We start from the raw sequence: 21,623 nt of genomic DNA, 5'->3' as shown, positions 1-21,623 counted from the left end.
TCAAACTATCTCTCCAACTCAGGATATGCTTCCATATGAATGGATCATGCTCTAGCGGGCGACGCGTTATCCTGGATCTTTACGGAACGAACCACGACGCCAGGACGTGGGACTCACCCGAGGCTTTTTGGCCTGAACGATTTCGTGCTTGGGACGGCAGCCCGTTCAACTTCGTTCCTCAGGGCGGCGGGGATCACAACGCCGACCACCGCTGCGCTGGCGAGTGGATCACAATCCAGCTGATGAAGCAGGCGTCAGACGTTCTGACCAGACGGATCAGATACCAAGTGCCGGAGCAAGATTTGCGGATCGACTACTCACGGCTGCCCGCATTACCCCAAAGCCGGTTCATCATCAGCCGGGTAAGCTGACCCCCCATACTCCTGCCGCGGGGCTTCAGCTCAGCGATGATCGTTGGGCGACAGCGCTTCGATAATCCGGCATTCGGCGATTGTGCCGCATCCGCACTGGCTGAGAATGCTGTCCAGCTCGCGGCGCAGGGCCTGAAGGTCCCGGATCTTGCGCTGCACTTCGCCGAGATGCTCCCGGGCGATCGCGTCAACAGCCTCACAAGGTCGATCGCGCTGATCGGAAAGTCCGAGGAGGTCGCGCACCTGCTCGATCGAGAAGCCGAGATCGCGCGCGCGGCGAATGAAGCTGAGGCGACCGAGATGCGCGGCCGAATAGCTCCGGTAATTGCCGCTAGTGCGTGCTGGCTCCGGCAAGAGCCCTATGCGCTCGTAATACCGGATCGTCTCTACCTTCGTGTCGGTCGCCTTGGCCAAATCGCCGATTGAGAACTTTTCGCGCGTCATCATCTTGACCCTGTAGTTGCTACAGGGTCTATATGCGATGTCACATCGAACAAGTCGAGGTGACATCATGGCAGTTGCGCCAGCCAGTGCGCTTAAGCTCCGCGTCGAAGGCATGGATTGCGGGGCCTGCGGACTCAAAATCGAGAACGGACTGAAACGTCTGCCCGGCGTCAGCGACATCAATGTGAATGTCGGACTGGAGATGCTCTCGCTCGTTCTGGACGAGGACCGCACGTCGCGCACGGTGATCGAGGAGCGCATCCGCTCGCTCGGTTACACGCCGTACCCCGTGGGCGGCGAGCCTATGGCGGACGAAAATGTCCCGCCTGACCGACCTGAGACCGTCGATCGGACCTGGTGGCGCACCGGCAAAGGCCAGCTCGTTCTCGGCACCGGCGCGCTCCTTGCTCTGGCCTTCGCAGTCGCGACGATTGCGCCGGATGTGGCGGACTGGGCCTATGTGGCGGCGGCGGGTCTCGGCCTCGTGCCGATCGCCCGGCGTGCAGTCGCCGGGGCACGTCATGGTACGCCCTTCAGCATCGAAACCCTGATGTCCGTTGCCGCGATCGGCGCCATCGCGATTGGCGAGGGCGCAGAGGCCGCCGTCGTGGTCTTCCTGTTCGCGGTAGGCGAGCTGCTCGAGAACGTCGCCGCAGGACGGGCGCGCTCCGGGATCGCTTCGCTGATGAACCTCGTGCCGCGCGTCGCCCGCCTGGAGCGAGATGGAACTGTTGCGGAAGTTCCGGTCGAACGGCTCGCCATCGGCAATATCGTCGTGGTCCGCCCTGGCGATCGCGTGCCTTCCGATGGAGAGGTTGTCGAGGGCTCGTCCGAGCTGGACGAGGCGCCCGTCACGGGCGAGTCGGTGCCGGTCCTTAAGGAGCCGGGCAGCGCCGTTTTTGCCGGCAGCATCAACGCCAATGGCGTGCTGCGGGTGCGGATCACGCGGACGGCCGCCGACAACACGATTGCACGCATCATTCATCTCGTAGAGGAGGCGCAAGGCTCGAAAGCCCCGACGGCGCGCTTCATCGACCGGTTCAGCACCTATTACACACCCGCCGCCATGGCGGTTGCCGCCCTGATCATGATCGCGCCTCCGCTGCTGTTCGGGGCGGAATGGTCGACCTGGGTCTATCGCGGCCTAGCGACGCTGCTTATCGCCTGTCCATGCGCGCTCGTCATCTCGACGCCGGCGGCGATCGCTTCCGGACTGGCCGCAGGTGCCCGGCGCGGGCTTCTCGTGAAAGGCGGCGCCGCGCTTGAGACGCTGGGCAAAGTGCGCACGGTCGCCTTTGACAAGACCGGAACGCTTACGGTCGGGCGGCCGCGCGTGACGGATGTCATTGCCCTCGAGGGCGACGATGCCGAAATCCTCGCCAAGGCCGCCGCAGTCGAAAGCGGGTCCAGCCACCCGCTCGGCGCCGCCATCGTCGAGGCGGCGGAGGCCCGCGGCCTGGAGCTGCCGAAGACGTTCGGCGGGGCGATGGCGGTCCCCGGCAAGGCCGTAACGGCACGCCTTCGGGAGGGCTTCGTTTCGGTTGGCTCACCGCGCTACGCGGCTGAGCAAGCCGAGGTACCCGAAGAGATCGGTGCCCGCCTGAGATCGCTGGAGTTCGAAGGCAAGACCGCCGTTGTGCTGCTGAGCGGCAAGAGGATCCTCGGCATCATCGCCCTGCGCGACGAGCCGCGCGAGGATGCCGCCGCCGGCGTGGCACGCCTTAACGAGCTCGGCGTCCGGGCTGTCATGCTGACCGGCGACAACGCGCGCACGGCTGCTGCAATCGCTGGCGGTCTGGGAATGGAAGCCAAAACGGAACTGCTGCCCGACGCCAAGCTCTCCGAGATCGGCGCGCTGAGAGCGCATGGTGGCGTTGCTATGGTGGGGGACGGCATTAACGATGCGCCGGCGCTGGCAGCTGCCTCGGTGGGCATCGCCATGGGCGGTGGCACCGACGTCGCGTTGGAAACAGCCGACGCGGCGCTTCTGAAGAACCGGGTTACGGGTGTGGCCGAGTTGGTGGAGCTGTCGCGTGCGACGCTGGGCAATATCTGGCAGAACATCGCTCTCGCGCTCGGCCTCAAGGCCGTTTTCCTGGTTACGACGCTCACCGGCACGACGACGCTCTGGATGGCGATCCTGGCCGATACTGGCGCCACCGTGCTCGTCACGATCAATGCGCTGCGGCTCCTTCGCTTCCGTGCCAATCGCGCTTCGACGAGCGGCAGGGGTGCGAGCGCAGCCAAAAACGAAAGAATCGGAGTGACAGGATGAAACTGGTGAAGACCCTCGCGCTCGGCCTGGTACTGAGCGCGGCAACGCAGGGTGTGCTTGCTCATGACTACGAGGCCGGGCCACTCGCGATTGACCATCCCTGGGCGCGGGCGACGCCGCCCGGAGCACCAGTCGCTGGCGGCTATCTCACCATTACCAACACCGGCACCGAGCCCGACCGCCTTCTCGGCGGCTCCTCGGATGCCGCCGAGGCCGTGGAGATTCACGAGTCGACAATAACTGACGGCGTGGCGCGGATGCGTCCCGCCGAAGACGGAATTGCAATCGCGCCCGGCGAAACCCTCAGGCTGGAGCCCGGCGCCGCCCACATCATGTTCGTCGATCCGGCAAAGCCGCTGAAGGACGGCGAGCGCTTTCCGGCAACGCTTACCTTCGAGAAGGCCGGCGATGTCGCGGTGGAGTTCGCGATTGTGCCGATGGGCGCAACGCCGGAAGCGCCTCAGAACCACGAAGGCCACGGAGCGCCCGTATCACAATGAAAGCGTTGAAGATCATCCGCATCACGGCCTGGGGCGCGGTGGCGATCGTCGGGGGTGTGCTGTTGGCCTTCAGTGGCATCCTGCCGGGCGTCGAGAAGCCTGGAGCGCTCACTTCGAGCACGGTCACGGGCGTTGCCGCGATCGGCGGTCCGTTCGAGCTGACAACGCATGGGGGCGAGACGCTGACCGACGAGGACCTGGAGGGAAAGCCCTATCTCGTCTTCTTCGGCTTCACGCATTGCCCCGACATTTGCCCGACGACGCTCTTCGAGCTGAGCGGCCTGCTGGCGGACCTCGGGCCGGATGCCGACAAGATCAAGCCGCTGTTCATCACCGTCGATCCCGAGCGCGATACGCAGGAACTGCTGGCAAGCTACATGACCTCGTTCGACACCCGCATTCTCGCCCTGCGCGGCACGAAGGAACAGACGGATCAGGCCGCGAAGGCGTTCGCCGCGTATTACGAGAAAGTGCCGCTGGAAGGCGGCAACTACACGATGGACCACACCGCTGGCGTCTACCTGATGGATGCCGAGGGCGAGTTCATGGGCACGCTCGATTTGCACGAGCCGAGAGAAACCCAGCTTCGGAAGCTCCGCCGCTTGGCGGACACGGCCGCATGAACAAAGGAGAAGATGCCGTGTCCTTTGTTCGCACAACCGGACTCGCCGTTGCCGCCTCGCTCATGATGGATGCCGATCCTATGACGTGCTTCTGGTGCGCCGCGACGGATCGACCGAAATTTACCCGAGCTATCCCTGATCGGCTGGCCTGAAGACCAACATGTCACCGATCGAGACCGTCTGCTCTGCAATAGTGCTGGTCTATATGGCGCTATTCCTAATTCTGACGGCCCGTGCGGCACGGGCGTCGGGCCAATCATTTTGGCTGTTCGGCAAGGGATCGGAGAGCCAGGCGCTCCCAGCGCTCCTGTTCCGACTCTCCTTCGTCGGCGTCGCTTTCTACGCGCTGACGGCGCTGGTGTTAGGCGACCCACTGGCCGCCCCGGTACACAACGCACTCGACGGCCGCTTCGGCGATCTGGTCGGAGCCGCCCTCGCCTCGGCCGGAGCAGGCCTCGCGCTCTATTCTCAGATCCATATGGGCCGATCCTGGAGGATCGGGGCAGCGTCGGGGCAGCTCGGCACCATCGTACGAACAGGACCGTTCGCCTTCTCGCGCAACCCTGTGTTCGTCGGTCAGGTGATGCTGTTCCTCGGGTTGGCTCTCGCGCTGCCTAACCTCATCCAATTCACCCTGAGCTTCCTGCTGCTTGCGGCTGTGCACCGTCAGGTCCGGATCGAGGAACGGGTCCTGGAGGGCGACCTCGGTGCCGAATATCAGACGTACAGAAGGGAGGTGCGACGCTGGATCTGACCGTATCGGATTGTCGAGAGGCAGTTCGCCCCAGCGTTGGCATTCTCGCGCTGCAAGTCGCGCACCAGATCACTCCAGACCTTGAGCAAAACACGAGCTTGCCGCGCCAGTCCTCTAGCGATCGCGCGGCTCTGTCCTCGGCGACGTCGGGCTCTGGTGGGCTCGTGCAACGCGATGGCCGGCAGCAAAACGGCCGCCAAGACGCCGACGCAAGCGTCGACAGGCATTACCTTCAACGCGCCTCGTCCTTCTCGCGCCGGCTCATCTCCGTCTGATAAGCGCGCTCCCGCTCCGGCCAGGTGCTCTTGACGAAGGCCAGGACGGCACGGATCTCCTCGTCACTCATCATGTTCCCGAATCCCGGCATGTCGCTTTCGTATCCGTCTCCAACCACGGCTGCGGGACCCTCCTTGGTGATCCGGAAGAGGACCCCATCGGGATGATGCCAGGTGTGCCCGGAGGCGTCGTGAGGCGGGGCGGGCATGCGCCCCGAAGGAAGCGGCCTCTTCCAGTCCGATTGACCTTCCAAGTTGGCGCCATGGCAGACCGCACAGTGTTCGGCATAGAGTTGCCGTCCCTGCGCAATCCCCGCGGCCTCGCCCGAGCCCGCTCCGAACAGCCAGACCCACGCCATCACAGCGGCTCCCGCAAGCATGGCCATCACCGCCAGGATCGGGGTACTTCTCATTTCCTGCCGCTGAAGAAGAGGTACTTCACCAGCGCCGCGGCTGAGAGAACGAGTATGACGATGAGCAGGAGCCATCCAAGGCCCATACCCAGCATCATGCCGCTCATGCCGTCCATCATTCCGCCGTCCATCATCGGGTTCGTCCGGTCAAGATTGTCAGGCCTGCTATTCGCGCGCGTAGACTCCGCCGATAGTGCCGGACGTTGTGATCTCCAGCATCTCGAAGGGTGCCTCCTTCACGCCGCTCATGCCGGGCGAGCCCAGCGGCATGCCGGGTAGCGTCACGCCGGCGATGTCGGGCCGCTCGGTCAGGAGTTTCTCGACCGTGTCTATGGGGACGTGGCCGCTGACGACGTAGCCATCGATGAATGAAAGGTGACAGCCTTGGAACTCGTCGGGGATGCCCGCCTGCCGGCTCATTTCGGCCAGATCGTGCGTGGGCTTGGTGGTGACGGTGAAGCCGTTGTCCCGCAGGTAGTCGGCATAGCCCTCGCAGCAGCCACACTGCGGGTTCTTGTAAAGGGTGACATCCTTCTCACCAGCCAATGCCGGGGCAGTGCCCCAGACGAAGGAGGCAAGAGCGACGGCGCTCAGTATTGTTCGCATTTCGGTTCTCCTTTCGAGATAATTGGTCAGGCGACGCGGAAGACACCCATCATTCCTGCGGCCTGATGTTCGAGAACGTGGCAGTGGAGCATCCAGTCGCCCACATTGTCGGCGACGAAAGCGATCTCGACGCGCTCTCGAGGTGACATGAGCACCGTGTCCTGCCATTCGCGGTGGCGGGTCGGCTTGCCGTTCCGGGAGATCACCCGGAAGGAATGGCCGTGCAGGTGGATCGGGTGATGCCAGGCCGTCGCGTTCGTCATCGCGATGACATGGCTTTTATCCCGCGCCAGCGTCAGTATCGGGTCCATGATGTGACCTTCCGCCGCCACGCCGTTGACGAACCAGATGCCGCCGGAATGCATCATGTTCATCATCGAGCCCATCCCGCCCATCATGCCTCCCGGCGCGGCCTCTCCCATGCTGCCGCCCATCTCCTGCATGACCATGGCTCCCATCATGCCGCCGTTGAAGGTGACCTCGTGACGGGCGGCCGTCGCGAGCTCTGGCTCCGGCAGCGGGTTTGGCGGGAGGGCGAGCGGCCAGTCTGGTGCCGTGTCCCTCAGCGGCTGCTTCTCGTAGGCAAGATCAACCAGACGGTACTCCAGCCCCTCGTAGAAACGATCCACCACGGAAACCTGGCTTCCTGCATCAGCGGTCATGTCGAGGATGACGTCAGCGCGCATGGCGGGTCCGAGGACCACCAGCCGACCTTCCGGCGCATGCGGCTCGACCGGCTGTCCGTCGAGCGCAATGACGACGGGCTCATGGCTCCCGAAATCGAGACCGAAGATCCGTGCGTTGGCGGCGTTGATCAGGCGCAGGCGAATGCGCTCTCCCTTGCGCACAGGAAAGGTATCTGGCACGCGGCCGTTGATCGTGACCGTGTTGCCCACCCGGCCGTTGTGCATCATGTCGTGGCGGTTGCCGAAATCATCCCGCACCTCCGCCGATCTGGTCAGCCGCCAGTCGGACAGCAGCCACGTGAGATCGCGGTCGACTTGGACCGGAACGGCTTCCTCCACGATCATTGGGCCGTAGAGACCGCGTCCGACCTGCTCAAAGCTGCGATGGTGCGGGTGATACCAGAAGGTGCCCGCATCGACTGCGTCGAACTCATAAACGAATACTTCGCCGGGCGCGATCGGCGCCTGAGTGAGGTGAGGCACGCCGTCCATGGCGTTCGGGACGCGCACGCCGTGCCAATGCACTGTCGTTTCCTCGTCTAACGCGTTCGCGACCGCGATCCGCAGGCGTTCTCCCTGACGGACGCGGATCTCCGGGCCAGGCAGGCTCCCGTCATAGCACCAGACGGGTGTCTGGCCGTAGGGTTCGGGTGCGATCTGGGCCCGACCGTATCCGGCGCGCAAGTGGAACGCCCGAACGCTCGTCGCGCGGGCTTGCGATCGAAGAATCGTGCTCGCCGAGACAACGGCGGCTGATGCGAGGAAGGCTCGACGCGTCAGCGCCGGAAGACGTGGATAGGACATGGATCAACCGTCCGTGGAATAGCCTGATGTGACGCGCGGAGCGTAGCCAGGGCGCGTCGACGGTCGGCTGCGAGCGATCTTGCCGCGGCCGCTTCAGCCCATGTGTATGGTTCGGGGAGGATAGGGATCGGGCGGCCCGACACGACCACCGGGCGATGCCGCGGTACCGATCACCACGACATCCGTGACATTCGGCAGGACTGTCCCTGCAGGCGTGCAGATCGCGGCTAGGGTGGTCACGCAGAACTGGTCGCATGCCGACGTCTGAGCGTCATCGCCGGGACAGTCCTGACAGTCCGCCATACCGCCGTCGTCCATATTTGCCATGGACATCATCAGCGACATTTGGGTAGCAGCCGCCGCATTCGCCGCCGTGCCCGCAGCGAAGGCTGCGAGAAAGACGAACGCGAATATGCGGACGAGCTTGCTCATAAGGTCAAGCTATTCCTGTCAGCGCAATAAGTCGAGATTAGGATTGCCGCGGGCAATCGGTGAAGGGACGACTGCCGGATCTACGCACGAGCCAGCTTGCGGAACCTGTGCAATTCGGAGTAGAGCCGCGCCAGAGAAGGTTGGATATCAGACCCATCCCCTCCGCCAGTTTTATGTTGCGAACTCCCCACACCCCGATTTGAGCGCCGAAATTCCTTTTGATTTCAAAGGGGTTTAGCAGAAGCGACCGAACCTCTGAGACTGGCCAGGAGCCGATTTCCAGTCTCAGAATGGCTTTTGTCTCAAACCATGCGAACCTCGGTCGATTTGGTTCGGTCGGAAAAGATCACGCAATTTCAATGCATTGGCATTTTGGAACTACGCCCGAGTTGTAACGGGTTCCGCCGCCAACTGGCCCGATCTGAGTCACCCGAGGTGGGCGTTTTCGAGCGCATTGGGGCGCAATGGAACGGAGTGATGTCAGGTCTGCGGGGCAAGGTCGGCAATGGGGCGGGAAACGGACTGGCAGCTTTTGGCTTGAAGGAGCGTGACAGCGTCCTTTCTGCGTGTGTGACAGGACTGTTAGCGAGCCGCTAGAGCGCATCCAGCGCGCTATTCAGGTCCGCGAGAATATCGTCTGGATGCTCCAATCCAACGGAAAGGCGCAACAGTCCAGCCGGTGCCATCGAACTCGGCCCTTCGACCGACGCCCTGTGCTCGATAAGGGAATGTGTGCCGCCAAGGCTTGTTGCCCGCGTCACGAGTTTGAGCCGTGCCGCCATAGCCATCGCGGCGTCAGCCCCACCCTCAACGATGAATGACAGCATCGCGCCGTAGCCGTCCATCTGCTGTCCTGCCAAAGCGTGTCCGGGATCGTCCGTCAGGCCGGGAAACAGCACGTTCTCGACACGCGGATGAGCCGCCAGCGCCTCCGCCACCTTCTGCGCGCCGGCGCAATGCGCCCGCATCCGCAGCGGGAGCGTCTGCAACCCTCGCAGGGCCAGCCAGCAATCGAAGGGCGCGGCTACGCTTCCCTTGTGCCACTGGATCATGCGCAATGGCCGTTCGAGCGGCGAGGCTTCAGGCACGATGACGACGCCCGCCATCAGGTCCGAATGACCACCGATATATTTCGTTGCCGAGTGCATGACGGCATCCGCGCCAAGTTCGAGCGGACGCTGAAGCACCGGGGTCGCCCAGGTGTTGTCCACCACGGCGAGCGCACCGGCTTCGCGGGCGATCCCGCAGGCGGCCCGCACATCGACAACCCGGATCATCGGATTCGACGGGGTTTCGATCCAGACAAGGCCAGTCGGCGCGGCCGTGACCGCCGCGCGCAAGGCTTCGAGATCGCGCATGTCGATGGCGACGAATTCGAACCGCCGCCCAATATCGGTTTCCTCGATCAATGAGCGGATGCCGAAATACATATCGTCGGGAACGACGATGCGGCCCTCGCCCGGATGCCCCTCGAAAACGGCGGTGATCGCCGCCATGCCGGAAGAAAACGCAATCGCGGTGTGTCCTTCTTCAAGCGCCGCTATCGCTGCCTCGAAGGCGTTGCGCGTCGGGTTGCCGTCCCGCGTATAGGCGAGGCCAGACGGGAATGAACCGTTAGCACCCCGTTCAAAGGTCGTGCTGGTGTGAAGCGGAATCGACACGGCTCCGGTCGAAGGATCGACGCCACGGCCAATATGGATGGCTTTTGTCTCAAGTTGCATCGGGAAGGCCCACCTATGGTTTTGCCGCAATCCCGTTGAAGTTCGCGGCGTCGGTCATTATAATGACCGTAGCTAGGACATGGCGGAAAGTCAATATAATGACCGATACGGTGCTGATGATTGAAACGGAGCAGCAACTTGGCTCCGCGCTCGCCGCCCGCATCGGCACTCTGCGGCAGGATCGCAGGCTGAGCCTCGACGCCTTGGCGAAGCGCGCCGGCCTGTCGAAAGGAACGGTCGTGGCGCTGGAACAGGGCAAGGCGAATCCGAGCATCGGCGTCCTGTGCCGACTGGCGGCCGCCTTTTCGGTATCGGTGTCCGATCTGGTGAGCGATCCGTTGCCCGCCGGTTCAGGAAGCGCGATCGAGCGGACAGAAGGGAACACCCTCTGGACCAGCGCGAAGGGAAGCGAAGCGCGGTTGCTCGCATCCACCTCCGGCCGGACGATGTTCGAGCTGTGGGCGTGGACCATCATGCCGGGCGACGGCTCCGACGCTGACGCTCATAGTCCAGGAACGCGCGAGCTGATTTCCGTCGCGCAGGGAAGCCTGCGGATCACGGTCGGCAATGAGGCGCTGACCCTGAACGCCGGCGAAAGCGCCAGACTGATTACCGATCAACCGCACTCCTATGTCGCTGTGGGTGATGTGCCTGCCGTCTTTACAATGGCGGTGCTGGAACACGGTGCGCCCCAATGATCCGCAAGCCGACCGCCAGCAAATCCGAAGGATGAGCCTCCATGTATGTGCCCGCCCATTTCGAGGAACCCAGTCAGGATGTTCTCCACGACCTGATGGTGAGCCATCCGCTCGGCGTCCTGATTACCAACGGAGCCAGCGGGCTGGACGCTAATCACATCCCCTTCGATCTCGACCGCAAGAAAGGGGAACACGGCACCCTCTATTGCCATGTGGCCCGCAACAACGCGGTGTGGCAGGATGTGGTGACGGGCGACGAAGTGCTTGTGGTGTTCCGGGCGGCCGATGCCTACGTCTCGCCAAACTGGTATCCGAGCAAGCACGAGTTTCATAAGCAGGTTCCGACATGGAACTATCTTGTCGCCCACGCCTACGGACGGATCACCGTTCACGACGACGAACGCCATGTTCGGCGCAATGTCGCCAAGCTGACGCATCGGCATGAAGCAAACCAGCCGGTCCCTTGGAAGATGGGCGATGCGCCAAGGGAGTTCACGGACTCCATGATGAAGGCGATTGTCGCTCTGGAAATCGAGATAACCCGGCTGGTCGGCAAGGCCAAGCTCAGCCAGAACAAGGAACAGCGTGATATTCGTAGCGCCGGCGAGGCCTTGCTGGCGCAGGGCGATGGACAGCTCGGGCGAGCAATGCTTGCGGCTGCGGCAAGAAAACCGGAATAGCTGTCGCGAAAATCCCAAACCGCGACAGCCTCATCCATCTTAGCGTCCGCTTCAAGAGGCGTCATTCACAACGATAAACGACCACGATAAGGTCGAATGCTGCCTCACGGCGAAGAACCCGATGCCGCGCCAAACACCGCCTCCACCTGCTCCGCCCACGGCAGTTCGGCGACGACGACCAGGTCGTTGAGCGACAGCGCTGGCGGTATGCGCTGGATGAGCAGCTTCTCCAGCACGTCCGGCGCGAGATAGGCCAGTCGCATCATGCGGCTGACGAAGCGGTCGGCGACCTTCTCGGCGCCGGCAATGTCGGCAATGGTCGATGCCTCGCCACGCTCGATCTTGCGCCGCCAGTTCCAGGCGCGCGCAATGGCGCGCAGCACATGCGGGTCCTGACCCGCGCCGTGAAGCCGGTGATGCCGCCGCATTTGCGGGCCAGTGAACATACGGCCTGCCGGATTGGCCAGAGCGGCTGGGCGCTTCTGCAGGCCGCCGCCTGACGGGTGCCCCGTTTTCTTCGCGCGTGGTGAACCAGCCCTTGATATTAGTCTGGTCATCTCCGCACTTAACTTCATTTGCGAAAAGGCGGCGGTCAAGCGCGGTTTGATTGCCGGTTTGCGTCTGCGGTGCTAGGCTTCCCTCATGTCAGCAGTTCTTCGCTCCTTTCTGGCGCTTGTGATGGTCGTGAGCCTTCTTGGCTTCACGGCGCCGGATGTTTCGGCTGACCTGGCTGCGGCCATGCCGGAGGCGGCCGGTCATTGCTGCGATGACGGGCCTTGTCCCGACGATCAGGATTGCGATGGCGACTGCGCCATGCTGTTGCGGTGCGGCGCTGCTGGCGCGTTTTTGCTGCAGCCGTCTCTGCCCCTTGCCGCGTCCCGCGTGCAGGGTGCGGCAGCATTTTCCGGTTTTGAGCCGCTACTGGCCGGCCGTGTGCCGGACGGGCTGAAGCGTCCTCCGCGCATCTGATCCCGCAGCGCGCCTTCAGGCGCGTGTGATGCCGCGTCCGCCGTCTGCCATGACGGGGACGATCCCTGATTCTCATCCACCGGGAAATCGCCATGTCCTTGCCTGCCACCCATCCGTGCAGCTTTGCTGCTGCGCCTGCCTCCACACCGGTCAAGCCGGGAGCTGAAGCATGAGCGCGCAGAAAAAGACGGCAGCGTTTGCTGCAACCGTCCTGTTTGCCGCTCTTGCCGGCTGGTTTCTTGGCGCGGGAGGCTTGCTGCCTGGCGTGCTGCCACCGCCGCATGACGAGGCTGCGATGAGCGGCGGGGAAGCAGCGGGAGAAAGGCGGATTCTCTATTACCGCAATCCGATGGGGCTTGCCGACACATCGCTTGTGCCGAAGCAGGACTCAATGGGGATGGATTACATCCCGGTCTATGAGGGAGAAGAGAGCGAAGACGGCACTGTGACGGTGAGCGCAGGCAAGCTTCAGCGCACGGGTGTGCGCACTGTTGCTGCCGTCATCGCACCGCTGTCTGTTTCCATCCGCGCGCCGGGAATCGTCACACTCGACGAGCGACAGGTCAGTGTCATTGCGCTCAGAACTGACGGATTCATCGAAAGCGTTGCGGACGTGACGACGGGCGCACGGATTGAGGCGGGCGCGCCGCTCTTCTCATTCTATTCGCCTGAAATCGCCAAAGCGATCGCGCTTTTCGTGAGCGATTCGCGTGGCGGCGCGGCGCAGGCGCGCGGGGCGCGCCAGCGGCTGGAAAATCTTGGCGTTCCCCCGGAAGTGATCAGCCGGCTTGCCGCCAATGGCACGGCGGAAGTCACGATCCCGCTTTCTGCGCCGCGCAGCGGCGTTGTGCTGGAGCGCATGGCCTCCGAAGGCATGATGGCAAAAGCGGGAGAGACGCTCTTCCGCATTGCAGATCTTTCGGCTGTCTGGATCGTTGCCGAACTTCCCGAGGCGCAGCTCGCGCAGGTGCGGGAAGGGGCACTGGCGCGGATCAGTTTTCCCGGCCTGACAGGCCTTCCGATTGAAGGCCAGGTGAGCATCATCCACCCTGAAATCGATCTGGTAACGCGTACGGGCAGGCTGCGCATCGAGCTTCCCAACAAGGATGGCCTGTTCCGGGTCAACATGTTTGTGGACGCTGAAATCAGGCTCTCGGCTGAATCTGTCCTTCAGGTGCCTGACAGCGCGGTCATCAGTACCGGCGACCGGCAGGTTGTGATCCGCGACCTGGGCGAAGGCCGCTTCAAGCCCCAGCCGGTCAGAACCGGCCGCCGCGGCGGCGGCATGGTGGAAATTGCCGAAGGGCTGGACGAAGGCGACCGCGTGGTCAGCGCAGCGACCTTCCTGATCGACGCGGAGAGCAATCTCAATGCCGCGCTCAAGGCGCTTGATTCAGCCGGGGTGCAGCCATGATTGCGCGCATCATTGCGTGGTCGGCCCGCAACATTTTCCTTGTGATGTTTGCCACGGCGTTTGCGGCGGCGGCGGGCATCTGGTCGTTGCGCACGCTGCCGGTCGATGCCATTCCCGACCTCTCGGATGTGCAGGTGATCGTTCTTACCGAATTCCCCGGACAGGCGCCGCAGGTAGTCGAGGATCAGGTCACTTTTCCCCTCACCTCGGCCATGCTGACCGTTCCGCGCTCGCGCGTGGTCAGGGGATTTTCTTTTTTCGGGGTCTCTTTCGTCTATGTGATTTTTGAGGACGGGGTTGATCCCTATTGGGCGCGCTCGCGCGTACTTGAATATCTGAATGCCGCTGCGGCGCGTCTGCCCGATGGTGTGACACCCGCGCTTGGCCCCGACGCCACCGGCGTGGGCTGGGTCTATCAGTATGCGCTCAAGGGCAAGGATCTGACGCTGGCCGAGCTGCGGTCCCTGCAGGATTGGGTGATGCGGTTCGCCATCAGCCGCGCCGAGGGCGTATCAGAAGTCGCGAGTGCGGGCGGTTTCGTCAAGCAGTACATTGTCACGGTTGACCCCCTCCGGATGCGGGCGCTGGGCGTAACCCTTCAGGAGCTGGCCAGCGCCGTGCAGGCCAGCAACATGGATACTGGCGGGCGTACCGTCGAGCTTTCCGAATTCGAGTTCATGGTGCGCAGCCGCGGCTATCTGCGCGGTGTGGAAGATCTGGAGCTTGTGCCCGTCCGGACCCAGGACGGCGTGCCGCTCCTGCTGCGTGATGTGGCGCGGATCGAACTGGCGCCCGACGAGCGGCGCGGCATCACGGAGCTTGACGGTGAAGGTGAGGTTGCATCCGGCATCGTGCTGCAGCGCGTGGGCTCGAACGCGCTTGATGTCATTGAGAATGCCAAAGCGGAAATTGCGGTCATTTCGGAAAGCCTGCCCGAGGGGGTCGAGGTTGTGCCGGTCTATGACCGCTCGAACCTCATTCTTGCGGCCATCGACACGCTGCGCAGCACGCTTCTTGAAGAAAGTCTGGTTGTTGCGGCTGTCACCTTCCTTTTTCTCCTTCATGTCCGTTCAGCGCTTGTTGCCGTCATCATGCTGCCCGTGGGCATTCTGATCGCCTTTGCCGCGATGCGCGCACTGGGGATCGGCGCCAACATCATGAGTCTTGGCGGCATCGCCATTGCGATCGGCGCCATGATTGATGCGGCCATCGTCATGATCGAAAATGCGCACAAGCATCTCGAGCGGGCAGAGCCCGGCGCGCCGCGCATCAATGTGCTGATTGCGGCAGCGGCCGAGGTCGGGCCAGCACTTTTCTTCAGCCTGCTCATCATCACCGTCTCGTTCCTGCCGATCTTCACGCTGGAGGGGCAGGAAGGGCGGCTGTTTGGCCCGCTGGCCTGGACCAAGACTTTTGCCATGGCGGCCGCGGCGCTTCTGTCGGTGACGCTGGTACCGGCCCTGATGGTGATTTTTGTGCGCGGAAAAATCACGGCAGAGCAGAAGAATCCGGTGAACCGGTTTCTCATCGCCATTTATCGCCCGGTCATTGCCCATGTGCTGAAGGCGCCGGTGCTGACGATTCTCATCGCCCTTGGGGTGCTTGCCGCCACGGTGTGGCCCGCGCGCCAGCTCGGTTCGGAATTCATGCCTGCGCTGGATGAGGGCACACTCATGTATATGCCCACCACACTGCCGGGCCTTTCTGTCACCAAGGCGGCGGAGCTTCTGCAGATGCAGGACCGCATCATCCGCGCCTTTCCGGAGGTTGAGACCGTGTTCGGCAAGGCCGGGCGGGCGATGACAGCAACGGATCCCGCGCCCACGGAAATGTTCGAGACCATCATTCAGCTCAAACCGCGCGAGGCGTGGCGGCCAGGCGTGACCATCGAAAGCCTGCGGGCGGAAATGGATGCAGCGCTCCAGTTTCCGGGGGTGTCAAATGCATGGACGATGCCGATCCGCGCGCGGATTGACATGCTCGCAACCGGTATCCGCACGCCGGTCGGCGTGAAGATATTCGGCACTGACCTTGCCGAGCTGGAGCGCATAGCGCGCGCCGTTGAGGCGGTTTTGCGCAACGTGCCGGGAACGTCCAGCGCCTATGCTGAGCGGGTAATCGGCGGCTATTATCTCGACATTGTGCCGGATCGCGCGCGTCTTGCCCGCTATGGCCTTACGATTGCGGACGTGCAGGAAGTCATCGCCGTTGCCCTGGGAGCGCAGGCCATGACCCAGACTGTCGAGGGCCGTGAGCGCTATACCGTCGCGCTGCGCTATCCTCCCGGCATGCGGCAGGATCCCGACGCCATCGCGCGCGAGGTGATGGTGGCGCTGCCTGGCGGCGGCTTCGTGCCGCTGGGAGAGATCGCGCGGATTGAGCGCACCCGTGGCGCCACGAGCATCCGCACCGAAAACGGGCAGCTTGCCGTCTATATCTTTGTCGATATCACGGGCAGAGACCTTGGCGGCTATGTTGCTGACGCGCAGGCCGCCGTTGCGGGCGAAGTTACGCTGCCACCCGGCTACTCCATTGGCTGGAGCGGGCAGTTTGAATTCCTTGAGCGCGCCCAGGCGCGGCTTGCCCTTGTTGTGCCGATGACGCTGGCGGTCATCTTCCTTCTGCTCTTCCTCAATTTCCGGCGGCTGCCGGAAACGCTGATCGTCATGCTGTCATTGCCCTTCGCGCTGGTGGGCGGTGTGTGGTTCATGTGGTGGATGGGATTCAATCTCTCCGTGGCGGCAGCAGCCGGGTTCATCGCGCTGGCAGGCGTGGCGGCAGAAACCGGCGTCATCATGCTGATCTATCTCGACCACGCATTCGCCGAGCGGCAGGCTGAAGCTGCCGGCGCGAACCGGGCCTTCGGGCGCGCCGATCTGGAAGCATCCATCATGACGGGAGCAGTGGAACGTGTGCGGCCAAAGATGATGACAGTTGTCGCCATCATGGCGGGACTTCTGCCGATCCTGTGGGCGGACGGGACAGGCTCCGAGGTGATGAGCCGGATTGCGGTGCCGATGATCGGAGGCATGGTATCGTCAACCGTCCTGACACTGGTGGTCATCCCGGCGGTCTATGCGCTGGTCAAAGGACGCAGGCTTGCCTCTCCCGGCGCTGCTCAAGCCGGGGCAGGAATGGCTAAAGAGAGAAAACCGGAACTCTCCTGATCCGGATGAAGCCAGCCCATGCCGTTCGCCCTGCGGACGCCGCGTGTGCGGGTCAGTGTATCTGTATCGGCCATTTCCCCGGCACTCTGTTTGCGTAATAGTCACGTCATTGGCCCGAGGCATCCCCTGATGAACGTTTCTCCACCGCTGCTGAAATTCCGTGATCCCGACATCACCGCCAAGGGTGAAAAGCGGGCGCAGGTTGCGTTTGGCGGGCTTGAAACGCTGTGGGTCAATACCGGCACGCCTGTCTGCCGCTCTCTGATCTTGAAGTTGTGGTTGGCGAGGCAGTCGCGCGCGGCGTTGGCGTGCGGGTCCTGACCCGCGCCGTGAAGCCGGTGATGCCGCCGCATGTGCGGGCCAGTGAACATACGGCCTGCCGGATTGGCCAGAGTGGCTGGGCGCTTCTGCAGGCCGCCGCCTGACGGGTGCCCCGTTTTCTTCGCGCGTGGTGAAGCGGCGCATTCTGTTTGTGATCGGCAGGGCCTCGCTGATCAGGATGCCAGTGCCTCCAGAACGGGGCATTCTGGCACATGCCGGCCCGAGCATTGTGATGCCGTTGCTGCAAGCACGTTCTCGATGCGTCTGAGGTCGGCGATCTTTGCCCGCACATTGGCCAAGTGCAGTTCGGTCAACGCTTTCACCTCCGCGCAGGTTTGGGTCCCTCTGTCCACCAGCTGAAGCAGCCCACGCAGCTCTTCGATGGAGAACCCCAGCTCCCGGCCACGCAGAATGAAGCGCAGCCGCGTCACGTGAATCTCATCATACACGCGGTAGCCACCCGCAGTGCGCGGTGGCTCGGGCATGATGCCGATTTTTTCATAGTACCGGATGGTCTCCATGTTGCAGCCTGCGCGCCGCGCAATACTGGCGCGATTCAGTGTCTTCCCGAAAACGTGACCGCCCATTCCTGCGAAACCCTCTTGAGTCTGTAGTTACTACAGACCCTACCTCAAGCTCAGAACCAAAGCGAGGACGAAGACGCATGAGTACACCCGAAGCAGGAATCCAAACGGTACAAACCACAGAGGATGCCGGCGACCGGAAGCGGAACATCTTTGCGGCGGGCGGTGTGATCGGCGCCATTCTGGCTTCGGCCTGCTGCGTGGTGCCGCTGCTGTTCGTGATGCTTGGCATCTCCGGGGCCTGGATCGGCAACCTGACGGCGCTTGAGCCCTACAAGCCGTATGTTGCGGGCATTGCGCTCGTCTTCATCGCCCTCGGCTTCAGGCAGGTCTATTTCAAGCCAAGACCGGCCTGCGAAGAGGGCACTTACTGCGCAAAGCCGCAATCGGCCGTCATCACCAAGACCGCTCTGTGGGTTGCAGCCGCACTGGTGCTTCTGGCGCTCTCTATCGACTGGTGGGCGCCGCTATTCTACTGACGACTCTGGCAAAGGAGACATTCAATGAAACGGACGCTTCTGATTTCTGTCAGCCTCGCCGCTGCCATTGCGGGCGGTGTGGTGATCGCAAGTGGCGCATGGCATTCACCCGTCAGCCCGGCGTTTGCGGAGACCGCAAAGCTCGAAACGCTGACATTTGCCGTGCAGAACATGACCTGTGCGCTGTGTCCGGTGACCGTCAAGAAAGCAATGGAAGGCGTTCCCGGCGTGAGTTCGGTGACAGTGGATTTTGATGCCAAGACGGCGACAGTTGTCTTCGACCCCTCAGTGACAAGTGCTGACGCCATTGCTTCCGCCTCAACAAATGCTGGATATCCAGCTTCCGTAACAGGCTGAGCCCTCAACAAATCACGCCTCCCGCCTTTAATCGGCGCCTTGGCCCCATCATCGGCTGGGCCACGTCATGGGGTCGTGCGTCCAAATGAAAGCGCCATCACATGGCAGATTGCTGCACGCCCGATAAACGATCGCGGAAGCCCTTCGACCTCACTGTCATTGGCGCAGGTTCGGCGGGGTTCTCTGCCGCCATCACGGCCGCCGAACAGGGCGCCAACGTGGCGCTGATCGGCCACGGGACCATCGGCGGCACCTGCGTCAATGTCGGCTGCGTGCCGTCGAAGACCATGATCCGGGCGGCCGAGGCGCTGCACGGCGCGCGGGCGGCGGGACGGTTTCCGGGGATTTCAGGCGAGGCGGGCGTGACTGACTGGCGCAAGCTGATCGCCGCCAAGGACGACCTCGTCTCGACGTTGAGGCAGAAGAAGTATGCCGACCTGCTGCCCGCGTATGACGGCATCGCTTATATCGAAGGCGCGGCGCGGCTGAACGGCGCGGGCGTCATCGTCAATGACACGACCATTTCCACCGGAAAGACCATCATCGCCACAGGTGGGCGTCCGTCCGTGCCGCCGATCCCGGGCATCGACAAGGTGCATTACCTGACCAGCACGACGCTGCTGGAGCTGGAAGAGCTGCCGAAGAGCATGATCGTCATCGGCGGCGGCTATATCGGCGCGGAGCTTGCCCAGATGATGGCGCGCATGGGCGTCGCCGTGACCGTCGTCTGCCGGTCGCGGCTTCTGCCGCAGGTGGAGCCCGAGGTTTCAGACGCGCTGGCGGCGGCCTTCCGTGCCGAGGACATTACCCTCCATTGCGGCGTTGCCTACGATGCCTGCCGGGAAGACCAGACGGGTGTAATCGTCAGCGTCAAGGAGGATGGCAGGCTGATCGAACTGAAGGCGGAGCGGTTGCTGATCGCTACGGGACGCACGCCCAACACAGATGGGCTGGGCCTGAACGGCGTCGGCATCAAACAGGACAGCCGTGGCGCCATCGTCGTCGATGATCGCATGCGGACCTCGAAAACGGGCGTCTATGCCGCCGGCGACGTAACCGACCGCGACCAGTTCGTCTATATGGCTGCCTATGGGGCGAAGCTCGCTGCCCTCAACGCCCTGAACGGCGACAGTCTCGCCTACGACAACAGCGCCATGCCCTGGGTCGTGTTCACCGAACCGCAGGTGGCGGGCGTGGGCCTGAGCGAGGCGGCGGCGAAAGCCGCCGGCCATGAGGTCAAGACATCCGTCCTGCCGCTTGATGCCGTGCCGCGCGCACTGGCCGCCCGCGACACGCGCGGGCTCATCAAACTGGTGGCGGATGCCGGGACCGACCGTCTGCTTGGCGGACAGATCCTCGCGCCCGAGGGCGCCGACAGCATCCAGACGCTGGCGCTGGCGCTGACGTCCGGCATGACCACGAAGACGCTCGGAGAGCTGATCTTCCCCTACCTGACCACGGTTGAAGGACTGAAGCTGGCCGCCCAGGCGTTTGATCGAGATGTGGCGAAGCTTTCGTGCTGTGCGGGTTGACTCTGCTTTTCAGGTGATGCGTGCATATGTCTGCGCAATTCAGCAGCCTGACCGGGAGTTACAGCACAATCTGTCGGCCACATGCGGGCTGTTACCGACAGTGGCCAGGCGTCAGCTGAAATTTCGCCTGCCCCTACGCCACTCGCCATCCGTTGCAGCGCGCAGGGCAGACACGCTCAAAGCTGATACTGACGGCTTTGAAGCACCTGATTTTCGCATTTCTCTTTGCTGACTGAGCATCTAGAATGACATCGGGCAGGTGCGCCGCACACGATGCGGTTGAACGTGATTCTGGAGCGCCCCTTCCGTGAACATCGATGTTGTCAGGACGTATTACGGCAAGACACTGCAAAGTTCAGCCGATCTCAAGACCGAAGCATGCTGTACGCCAGATGACATGCCTGCCCATGTCAGGGCTGCTCTGGCAAATGTTCACGACGAGGTCCTTGCCAAGTATTATGGCTGCGGCCTGGTCACACCGCTTGCGCTCGAGGGCGCCAGAATTCTTGACCTGGGTTGTGGAGCTGGCCGGGACGTCTACGCGCTTGCCCAGCTCGTCGGCCCACACGGGGAAGTCACGGGCATTGATATGACCCCCGAACAGATTGGCGTTGCGCGCAAACATGATGCGTGGCACCGGCAGCGTTTCGGCTATGCGAAGAGCAATGTCCGCTTTCTTGACGGCTTCATCGAACGTCTGGACGACCTGGATCTTGAAGCAGGCAGTTTCGACGTCATCGTGTCGAATTGCGTGATCAATCTCTCGTCAGACAAGCTGGCCGTGTTGCGCGGCGCGCACAGATTGCTCAAACCTGGCGGCGAAATGTATTTTGCGGACGTCTACGCCGATCGCAGACTGCCTGATTCCGTGCGGCAAGACCCGGAATTGATCGGCGAGTGCCTCGGCGGCGCACTTTACTGGAATGACTTCCAGAACCTTGCCAAATCGGCGGGGTTTGCCGATCCGCGTCTGGTAACCGACCGCCCTGTGGGCATCCTTGATCCGGCAATCGCTGTGCGGTTGAGTCCGGCGCGGTTTTTCTCGGCGACCTACCGGTTGTTCAAGCTCGACGGACTTGAACCGGCCTGCGAGGACTATGGTCAAGCCGTTATCTATAATGGCGGCATTGCCCATGCCCATGACGTTTTTGCCCTGGACAAGCATCATCTGATCCCGCGCGGCAAAGTGTTTCCGGTTTGCGGCAACACGTGGCGCATGCTGGCGGAAACCCGGTTTGCCAGACACTTCTCATTTATCGGCGACTTCTCGCGCCATTTCGGGATTTTTGAGGGTTGCGGCAGCGCCATGCCTTATGACACCGCAAGCGCCGCTGTGTCTTCCGGCGCGTGCTGCTGACAGAGACGCGACCATGAACATTCTGATGAAAAAGCTGCCCTTCAGCGACCCTGACATCACCGCCAAGGGCGAGGCGCGGGCGCAGGTGGCGTTTGGCGGGCTTGAGACGCTGTGGGTCAATACCGGCACGCTGTGCAACATCACCTGCGCCAGTTGCTATA

The 21,623-nt window shown here is 62.9% G+C and carries 25 protein-coding genes; 16 read left to right on the top strand and 9 right to left on the bottom strand.

The window, feature by feature from the left end; all coding sequences use genetic code 11:
* Positions 1 to 371, top strand: a 371-nt coding sequence (locus RKP46_RS13350) for a cytochrome P450 (protein WP_311107090.1), incomplete at its 5' end; no start/stop codon positions are given.
* Between the two features lie 30 nt (positions 372 to 401).
* On the opposite strand, the gene RKP46_RS13345 is transcribed toward RKP46_RS13350, so the two are convergent.
* A complete protein-coding gene (locus tag RKP46_RS13345; RefSeq protein WP_311107091.1) occupies positions 402 to 815 on the bottom strand; it encodes a helix-turn-helix domain-containing protein in 414 nt (137 codons plus the stop codon).
* Positions 816 to 882: 67 nt separating this feature from the next.
* On the opposite strand from RKP46_RS13345, the gene RKP46_RS13340 reads away from it, so the two are divergent.
* Genes RKP46_RS13340 through RKP46_RS13320 form a run of 5 tightly spaced genes read left to right on the top strand, consistent with a single transcriptional unit; the run spans position 883 to position 4,967 of the window.
* Positions 883 to 3,090, top strand: a complete 2,208-nt coding sequence (locus tag RKP46_RS13340; RefSeq protein WP_311107089.1) for a heavy metal translocating P-type ATPase — start codon at positions 883 to 885, stop codon at positions 3,088 to 3,090.
* Entirely contained in the window at positions 3,087 to 3,590 is a 504-nt protein-coding gene (locus tag RKP46_RS13335; RefSeq protein ID WP_311107088.1) for a copper chaperone PCu(A)C, read from the top strand. Before RKP46_RS13340 ends, RKP46_RS13335 begins: the two co-directional genes overlap by 4 nt.
* The gene (locus tag RKP46_RS13330; protein ID WP_311107087.1) at positions 3,587 to 4,213 is read left to right on the top strand and encodes an SCO family protein; all 627 of its coding nucleotides are present in this window, start codon (positions 3,587 to 3,589) and stop codon (positions 4,211 to 4,213) included. Before RKP46_RS13335 ends, RKP46_RS13330 begins: the two co-directional genes overlap by 4 nt.
* Positions 4,210 to 4,365: a hypothetical protein gene (locus RKP46_RS13325; protein ID WP_311107086.1), complete on the top strand. Its 156-nt coding sequence runs from the start codon at positions 4,210 to 4,212 to the stop codon at positions 4,363 to 4,365. Before RKP46_RS13330 ends, RKP46_RS13325 begins: the two co-directional genes overlap by 4 nt.
* 8 nt (positions 4,366 to 4,373) lie before the next feature.
* Positions 4,374 to 4,967, top strand: a complete 594-nt coding sequence (locus tag RKP46_RS13320; RefSeq protein ID WP_311107085.1) for a methyltransferase — start codon at positions 4,374 to 4,376, stop codon at positions 4,965 to 4,967.
* A gap of 232 nt (positions 4,968 to 5,199) precedes the next feature.
* Here the strand turns inward: RKP46_RS13320 and RKP46_RS13315 are convergent, their stop codons facing one another.
* From RKP46_RS13315 to RKP46_RS13290, 6 genes are all read right to left on the bottom strand, one after another.
* Entirely contained in the window at positions 5,200 to 5,655 is a 456-nt protein-coding gene (locus RKP46_RS13315) for a c-type cytochrome (protein WP_311107084.1), read from the bottom strand.
* Positions 5,652 to 5,789, bottom strand: coding sequence for a hypothetical protein (locus RKP46_RS13310; RefSeq protein ID WP_311107083.1), 138 nt, complete (start codon positions 5,787 to 5,789; stop codon positions 5,652 to 5,654). Before RKP46_RS13310 ends, RKP46_RS13315 begins: the two co-directional genes overlap by 4 nt.
* 31 nt (positions 5,790 to 5,820) lie before the next feature.
* Positions 5,821 to 6,261, bottom strand: a complete 441-nt coding sequence (locus RKP46_RS13305; protein ID WP_311107082.1) for a DUF411 domain-containing protein — start codon at positions 6,259 to 6,261, stop codon at positions 5,821 to 5,823.
* Positions 6,262 to 6,287: 26 nt separating this feature from the next.
* Positions 6,288 to 7,751: a multicopper oxidase family protein gene (locus RKP46_RS13300; protein WP_311107081.1), complete on the bottom strand. Its 1,464-nt coding sequence runs from the start codon at positions 7,749 to 7,751 to the stop codon at positions 6,288 to 6,290.
* A 93-nt stretch (positions 7,752 to 7,844) separates the two neighbouring features.
* A complete protein-coding gene (locus tag RKP46_RS13295; protein ID WP_311107080.1) occupies positions 7,845 to 8,183 on the bottom strand; it encodes a hypothetical protein in 339 nt (112 codons plus the stop codon).
* A gap of 593 nt (positions 8,184 to 8,776) precedes the next feature.
* Entirely contained in the window at positions 8,777 to 9,904 is a 1,128-nt protein-coding gene (locus RKP46_RS13290) for a PLP-dependent aspartate aminotransferase family protein (RefSeq protein ID WP_311107079.1), read from the bottom strand.
* A 98-nt stretch (positions 9,905 to 10,002) separates the two neighbouring features.
* Here RKP46_RS13290 and RKP46_RS13285 point away from each other — a divergent pair, with 98 nt between their 5' ends.
* On the top strand, positions 10,003 to 10,602 hold the full coding sequence (locus tag RKP46_RS13285) for an XRE family transcriptional regulator (RefSeq protein ID WP_311107078.1): 600 nt from the start codon (positions 10,003 to 10,005) through the stop codon (positions 10,600 to 10,602).
* A 41-nt stretch (positions 10,603 to 10,643) separates the two neighbouring features.
* Positions 10,644 to 11,282, top strand: a complete 639-nt coding sequence (locus RKP46_RS13280; RefSeq protein WP_311107077.1) for an FMN-binding negative transcriptional regulator — start codon at positions 10,644 to 10,646, stop codon at positions 11,280 to 11,282.
* A gap of 104 nt (positions 11,283 to 11,386) precedes the next feature.
* Here the strand turns inward: RKP46_RS13280 and RKP46_RS13275 are convergent, their stop codons facing one another.
* A complete protein-coding gene (locus tag RKP46_RS13275; protein ID WP_311107076.1) occupies positions 11,387 to 11,878 on the bottom strand; it encodes a hypothetical protein in 492 nt (163 codons plus the stop codon).
* A gap of 46 nt (positions 11,879 to 11,924) precedes the next feature.
* Between RKP46_RS13275 and RKP46_RS13270 the strand changes: the two genes are divergently transcribed.
* The 4 genes from RKP46_RS13270 (at position 11,925) to RKP46_RS13255 (ending at position 17,153) form a co-directional block, all read left to right on the top strand.
* Positions 11,925 to 12,251 carry a hypothetical protein gene (locus RKP46_RS13270; protein ID WP_311107075.1) on the top strand — a complete coding sequence of 109 codons (327 nt, stop codon included), beginning with the start codon at positions 11,925 to 11,927 and terminating at the stop codon, positions 12,249 to 12,251.
* Between the two features lie 295 nt (positions 12,252 to 12,546).
* On the top strand, positions 12,547 to 13,665 hold the full coding sequence (locus RKP46_RS13265; protein WP_311107074.1) for an efflux RND transporter periplasmic adaptor subunit: 1,119 nt from the start codon (positions 12,547 to 12,549) through the stop codon (positions 13,663 to 13,665).
* The gene (locus tag RKP46_RS13260; protein WP_311107073.1) at positions 13,662 to 16,832 is read left to right on the top strand and encodes a CusA/CzcA family heavy metal efflux RND transporter; all 3,171 of its coding nucleotides are present in this window, start codon (positions 13,662 to 13,664) and stop codon (positions 16,830 to 16,832) included. The genes RKP46_RS13265 and RKP46_RS13260 overlap by 4 nt, the downstream gene beginning before the upstream one ends.
* Positions 16,833 to 16,961: 129 nt before the next feature.
* Entirely contained in the window at positions 16,962 to 17,153 is a 192-nt protein-coding gene (locus RKP46_RS13255) for a hypothetical protein (protein ID WP_311107072.1), read from the top strand.
* A 173-nt stretch (positions 17,154 to 17,326) separates the two neighbouring features.
* Here the strand turns inward: RKP46_RS13255 and RKP46_RS13250 are convergent, their stop codons facing one another.
* On the bottom strand, positions 17,327 to 17,740 hold the full coding sequence (locus RKP46_RS13250; protein WP_311107071.1) for a helix-turn-helix domain-containing protein: 414 nt from the start codon (positions 17,738 to 17,740) through the stop codon (positions 17,327 to 17,329).
* A 77-nt stretch (positions 17,741 to 17,817) separates the two neighbouring features.
* Here RKP46_RS13250 and RKP46_RS13245 point away from each other — a divergent pair, with 77 nt between their 5' ends.
* The 4 genes from RKP46_RS13245 (at position 17,818) to RKP46_RS13230 (ending at position 21,462) form a co-directional block, all read left to right on the top strand.
* The gene (locus RKP46_RS13245; RefSeq protein ID WP_311107070.1) at positions 17,818 to 18,216 is read left to right on the top strand and encodes a mercuric transporter MerT family protein; all 399 of its coding nucleotides are present in this window, start codon (positions 17,818 to 17,820) and stop codon (positions 18,214 to 18,216) included.
* A gap of 24 nt (positions 18,217 to 18,240) precedes the next feature.
* Complete coding sequence (locus tag RKP46_RS13240; RefSeq protein WP_311107069.1) at positions 18,241 to 18,573, top strand: heavy metal-associated domain-containing protein; 333 nt, start codon at positions 18,241 to 18,243, stop codon at positions 18,571 to 18,573.
* A gap of 101 nt (positions 18,574 to 18,674) precedes the next feature.
* Positions 18,675 to 20,105 carry a mercury(II) reductase gene (gene merA / locus RKP46_RS13235; RefSeq protein WP_311107068.1) on the top strand — a complete coding sequence of 477 codons (1,431 nt, stop codon included), beginning with the start codon at positions 18,675 to 18,677 and terminating at the stop codon, positions 20,103 to 20,105.
* Between the two features lie 307 nt (positions 20,106 to 20,412).
* Positions 20,413 to 21,462, top strand: a complete 1,050-nt coding sequence (locus RKP46_RS13230; protein WP_311107067.1) for a methyltransferase domain-containing protein — start codon at positions 20,413 to 20,415, stop codon at positions 21,460 to 21,462.
* Positions 21,463 to 21,623 lie beyond the last annotated feature (161 nt).

The organism is Accumulibacter sp. (assembly GCF_031732815.1).
Classification (GTDB): domain Bacteria; phylum Pseudomonadota; class Gammaproteobacteria; order Burkholderiales; family Rhodocyclaceae; genus Accumulibacter.
The sequence above is the reverse complement of the archived record's forward strand: the minus strand, read 5'-3'. Positions and strand labels throughout refer to the sequence as shown.

Bases quoted from the DNA above. Each gene is read 5' to 3' on its own strand.
- RKP46_RS13270 (WP_311107075.1), top strand. From the start codon at position 11,925: ATGTCAGCAGTTCTTCGCTCCTTTCTGGCGCTTGTGATGGTCGTGAGC.
- merA (WP_311107068.1), top strand. From the start codon at position 18,675: ATGGCAGATTGCTGCACGCCCGATAAACGATCGCGGAAGCCCTTCGAC.
- RKP46_RS13280 (WP_311107077.1), top strand. From the start codon at position 10,644: ATGTATGTGCCCGCCCATTTCGAGGAACCCAGTCAGGATGTTCTCCAC.
- RKP46_RS13260 (WP_311107073.1), top strand. From the start codon at position 13,662: ATGATTGCGCGCATCATTGCGTGGTCGGCCCGCAACATTTTCCTTGTG.
- RKP46_RS13305 (WP_311107082.1), bottom strand. From the start codon at position 6,261: ATGCGAACAATACTGAGCGCCGTCGCTCTTGCCTCCTTCGTCTGGGGC.
- RKP46_RS13345 (WP_311107091.1), bottom strand. From the start codon at position 815: ATGACGCGCGAAAAGTTCTCAATCGGCGATTTGGCCAAGGCGACCGAC.
- RKP46_RS13285 (WP_311107078.1), top strand. From the start codon at position 10,003: ATGACCGATACGGTGCTGATGATTGAAACGGAGCAGCAACTTGGCTCC.
- RKP46_RS13245 (WP_311107070.1), top strand. From the start codon at position 17,818: ATGAGTACACCCGAAGCAGGAATCCAAACGGTACAAACCACAGAGGAT.
- RKP46_RS13335 (WP_311107088.1), top strand. From the start codon at position 3,087: ATGAAACTGGTGAAGACCCTCGCGCTCGGCCTGGTACTGAGCGCGGCA.
- RKP46_RS13340 (WP_311107089.1), top strand. From the start codon at position 883: ATGGCAGTTGCGCCAGCCAGTGCGCTTAAGCTCCGCGTCGAAGGCATG.
- RKP46_RS13290 (WP_311107079.1), bottom strand. From the start codon at position 9,904: ATGCAACTTGAGACAAAAGCCATCCATATTGGCCGTGGCGTCGATCCT.
- RKP46_RS13255 (WP_311107072.1), top strand. From the start codon at position 16,962: ATGAACGTTTCTCCACCGCTGCTGAAATTCCGTGATCCCGACATCACC.
- RKP46_RS13300 (WP_311107081.1), bottom strand. From the start codon at position 7,751: ATGTCCTATCCACGTCTTCCGGCGCTGACGCGTCGAGCCTTCCTCGCA.
- RKP46_RS13320 (WP_311107085.1), top strand. From the start codon at position 4,374: ATGTCACCGATCGAGACCGTCTGCTCTGCAATAGTGCTGGTCTATATG.
- RKP46_RS13265 (WP_311107074.1), top strand. From the start codon at position 12,547: ATGAGCGGCGGGGAAGCAGCGGGAGAAAGGCGGATTCTCTATTACCGC.
- RKP46_RS13310 (WP_311107083.1), bottom strand. From the start codon at position 5,789: ATGATGGACGGCGGAATGATGGACGGCATGAGCGGCATGATGCTGGGT.
- RKP46_RS13295 (WP_311107080.1), bottom strand. From the start codon at position 8,183: ATGAGCAAGCTCGTCCGCATATTCGCGTTCGTCTTTCTCGCAGCCTTC.
- RKP46_RS13325 (WP_311107086.1), top strand. From the start codon at position 4,210: ATGAACAAAGGAGAAGATGCCGTGTCCTTTGTTCGCACAACCGGACTC.
- RKP46_RS13330 (WP_311107087.1), top strand. From the start codon at position 3,587: ATGAAAGCGTTGAAGATCATCCGCATCACGGCCTGGGGCGCGGTGGCG.
- RKP46_RS13240 (WP_311107069.1), top strand. From the start codon at position 18,241: ATGAAACGGACGCTTCTGATTTCTGTCAGCCTCGCCGCTGCCATTGCG.
- RKP46_RS13250 (WP_311107071.1), bottom strand. From the start codon at position 17,740: ATGGGCGGTCACGTTTTCGGGAAGACACTGAATCGCGCCAGTATTGCG.
- RKP46_RS13315 (WP_311107084.1), bottom strand. From the start codon at position 5,655: ATGAGAAGTACCCCGATCCTGGCGGTGATGGCCATGCTTGCGGGAGCC.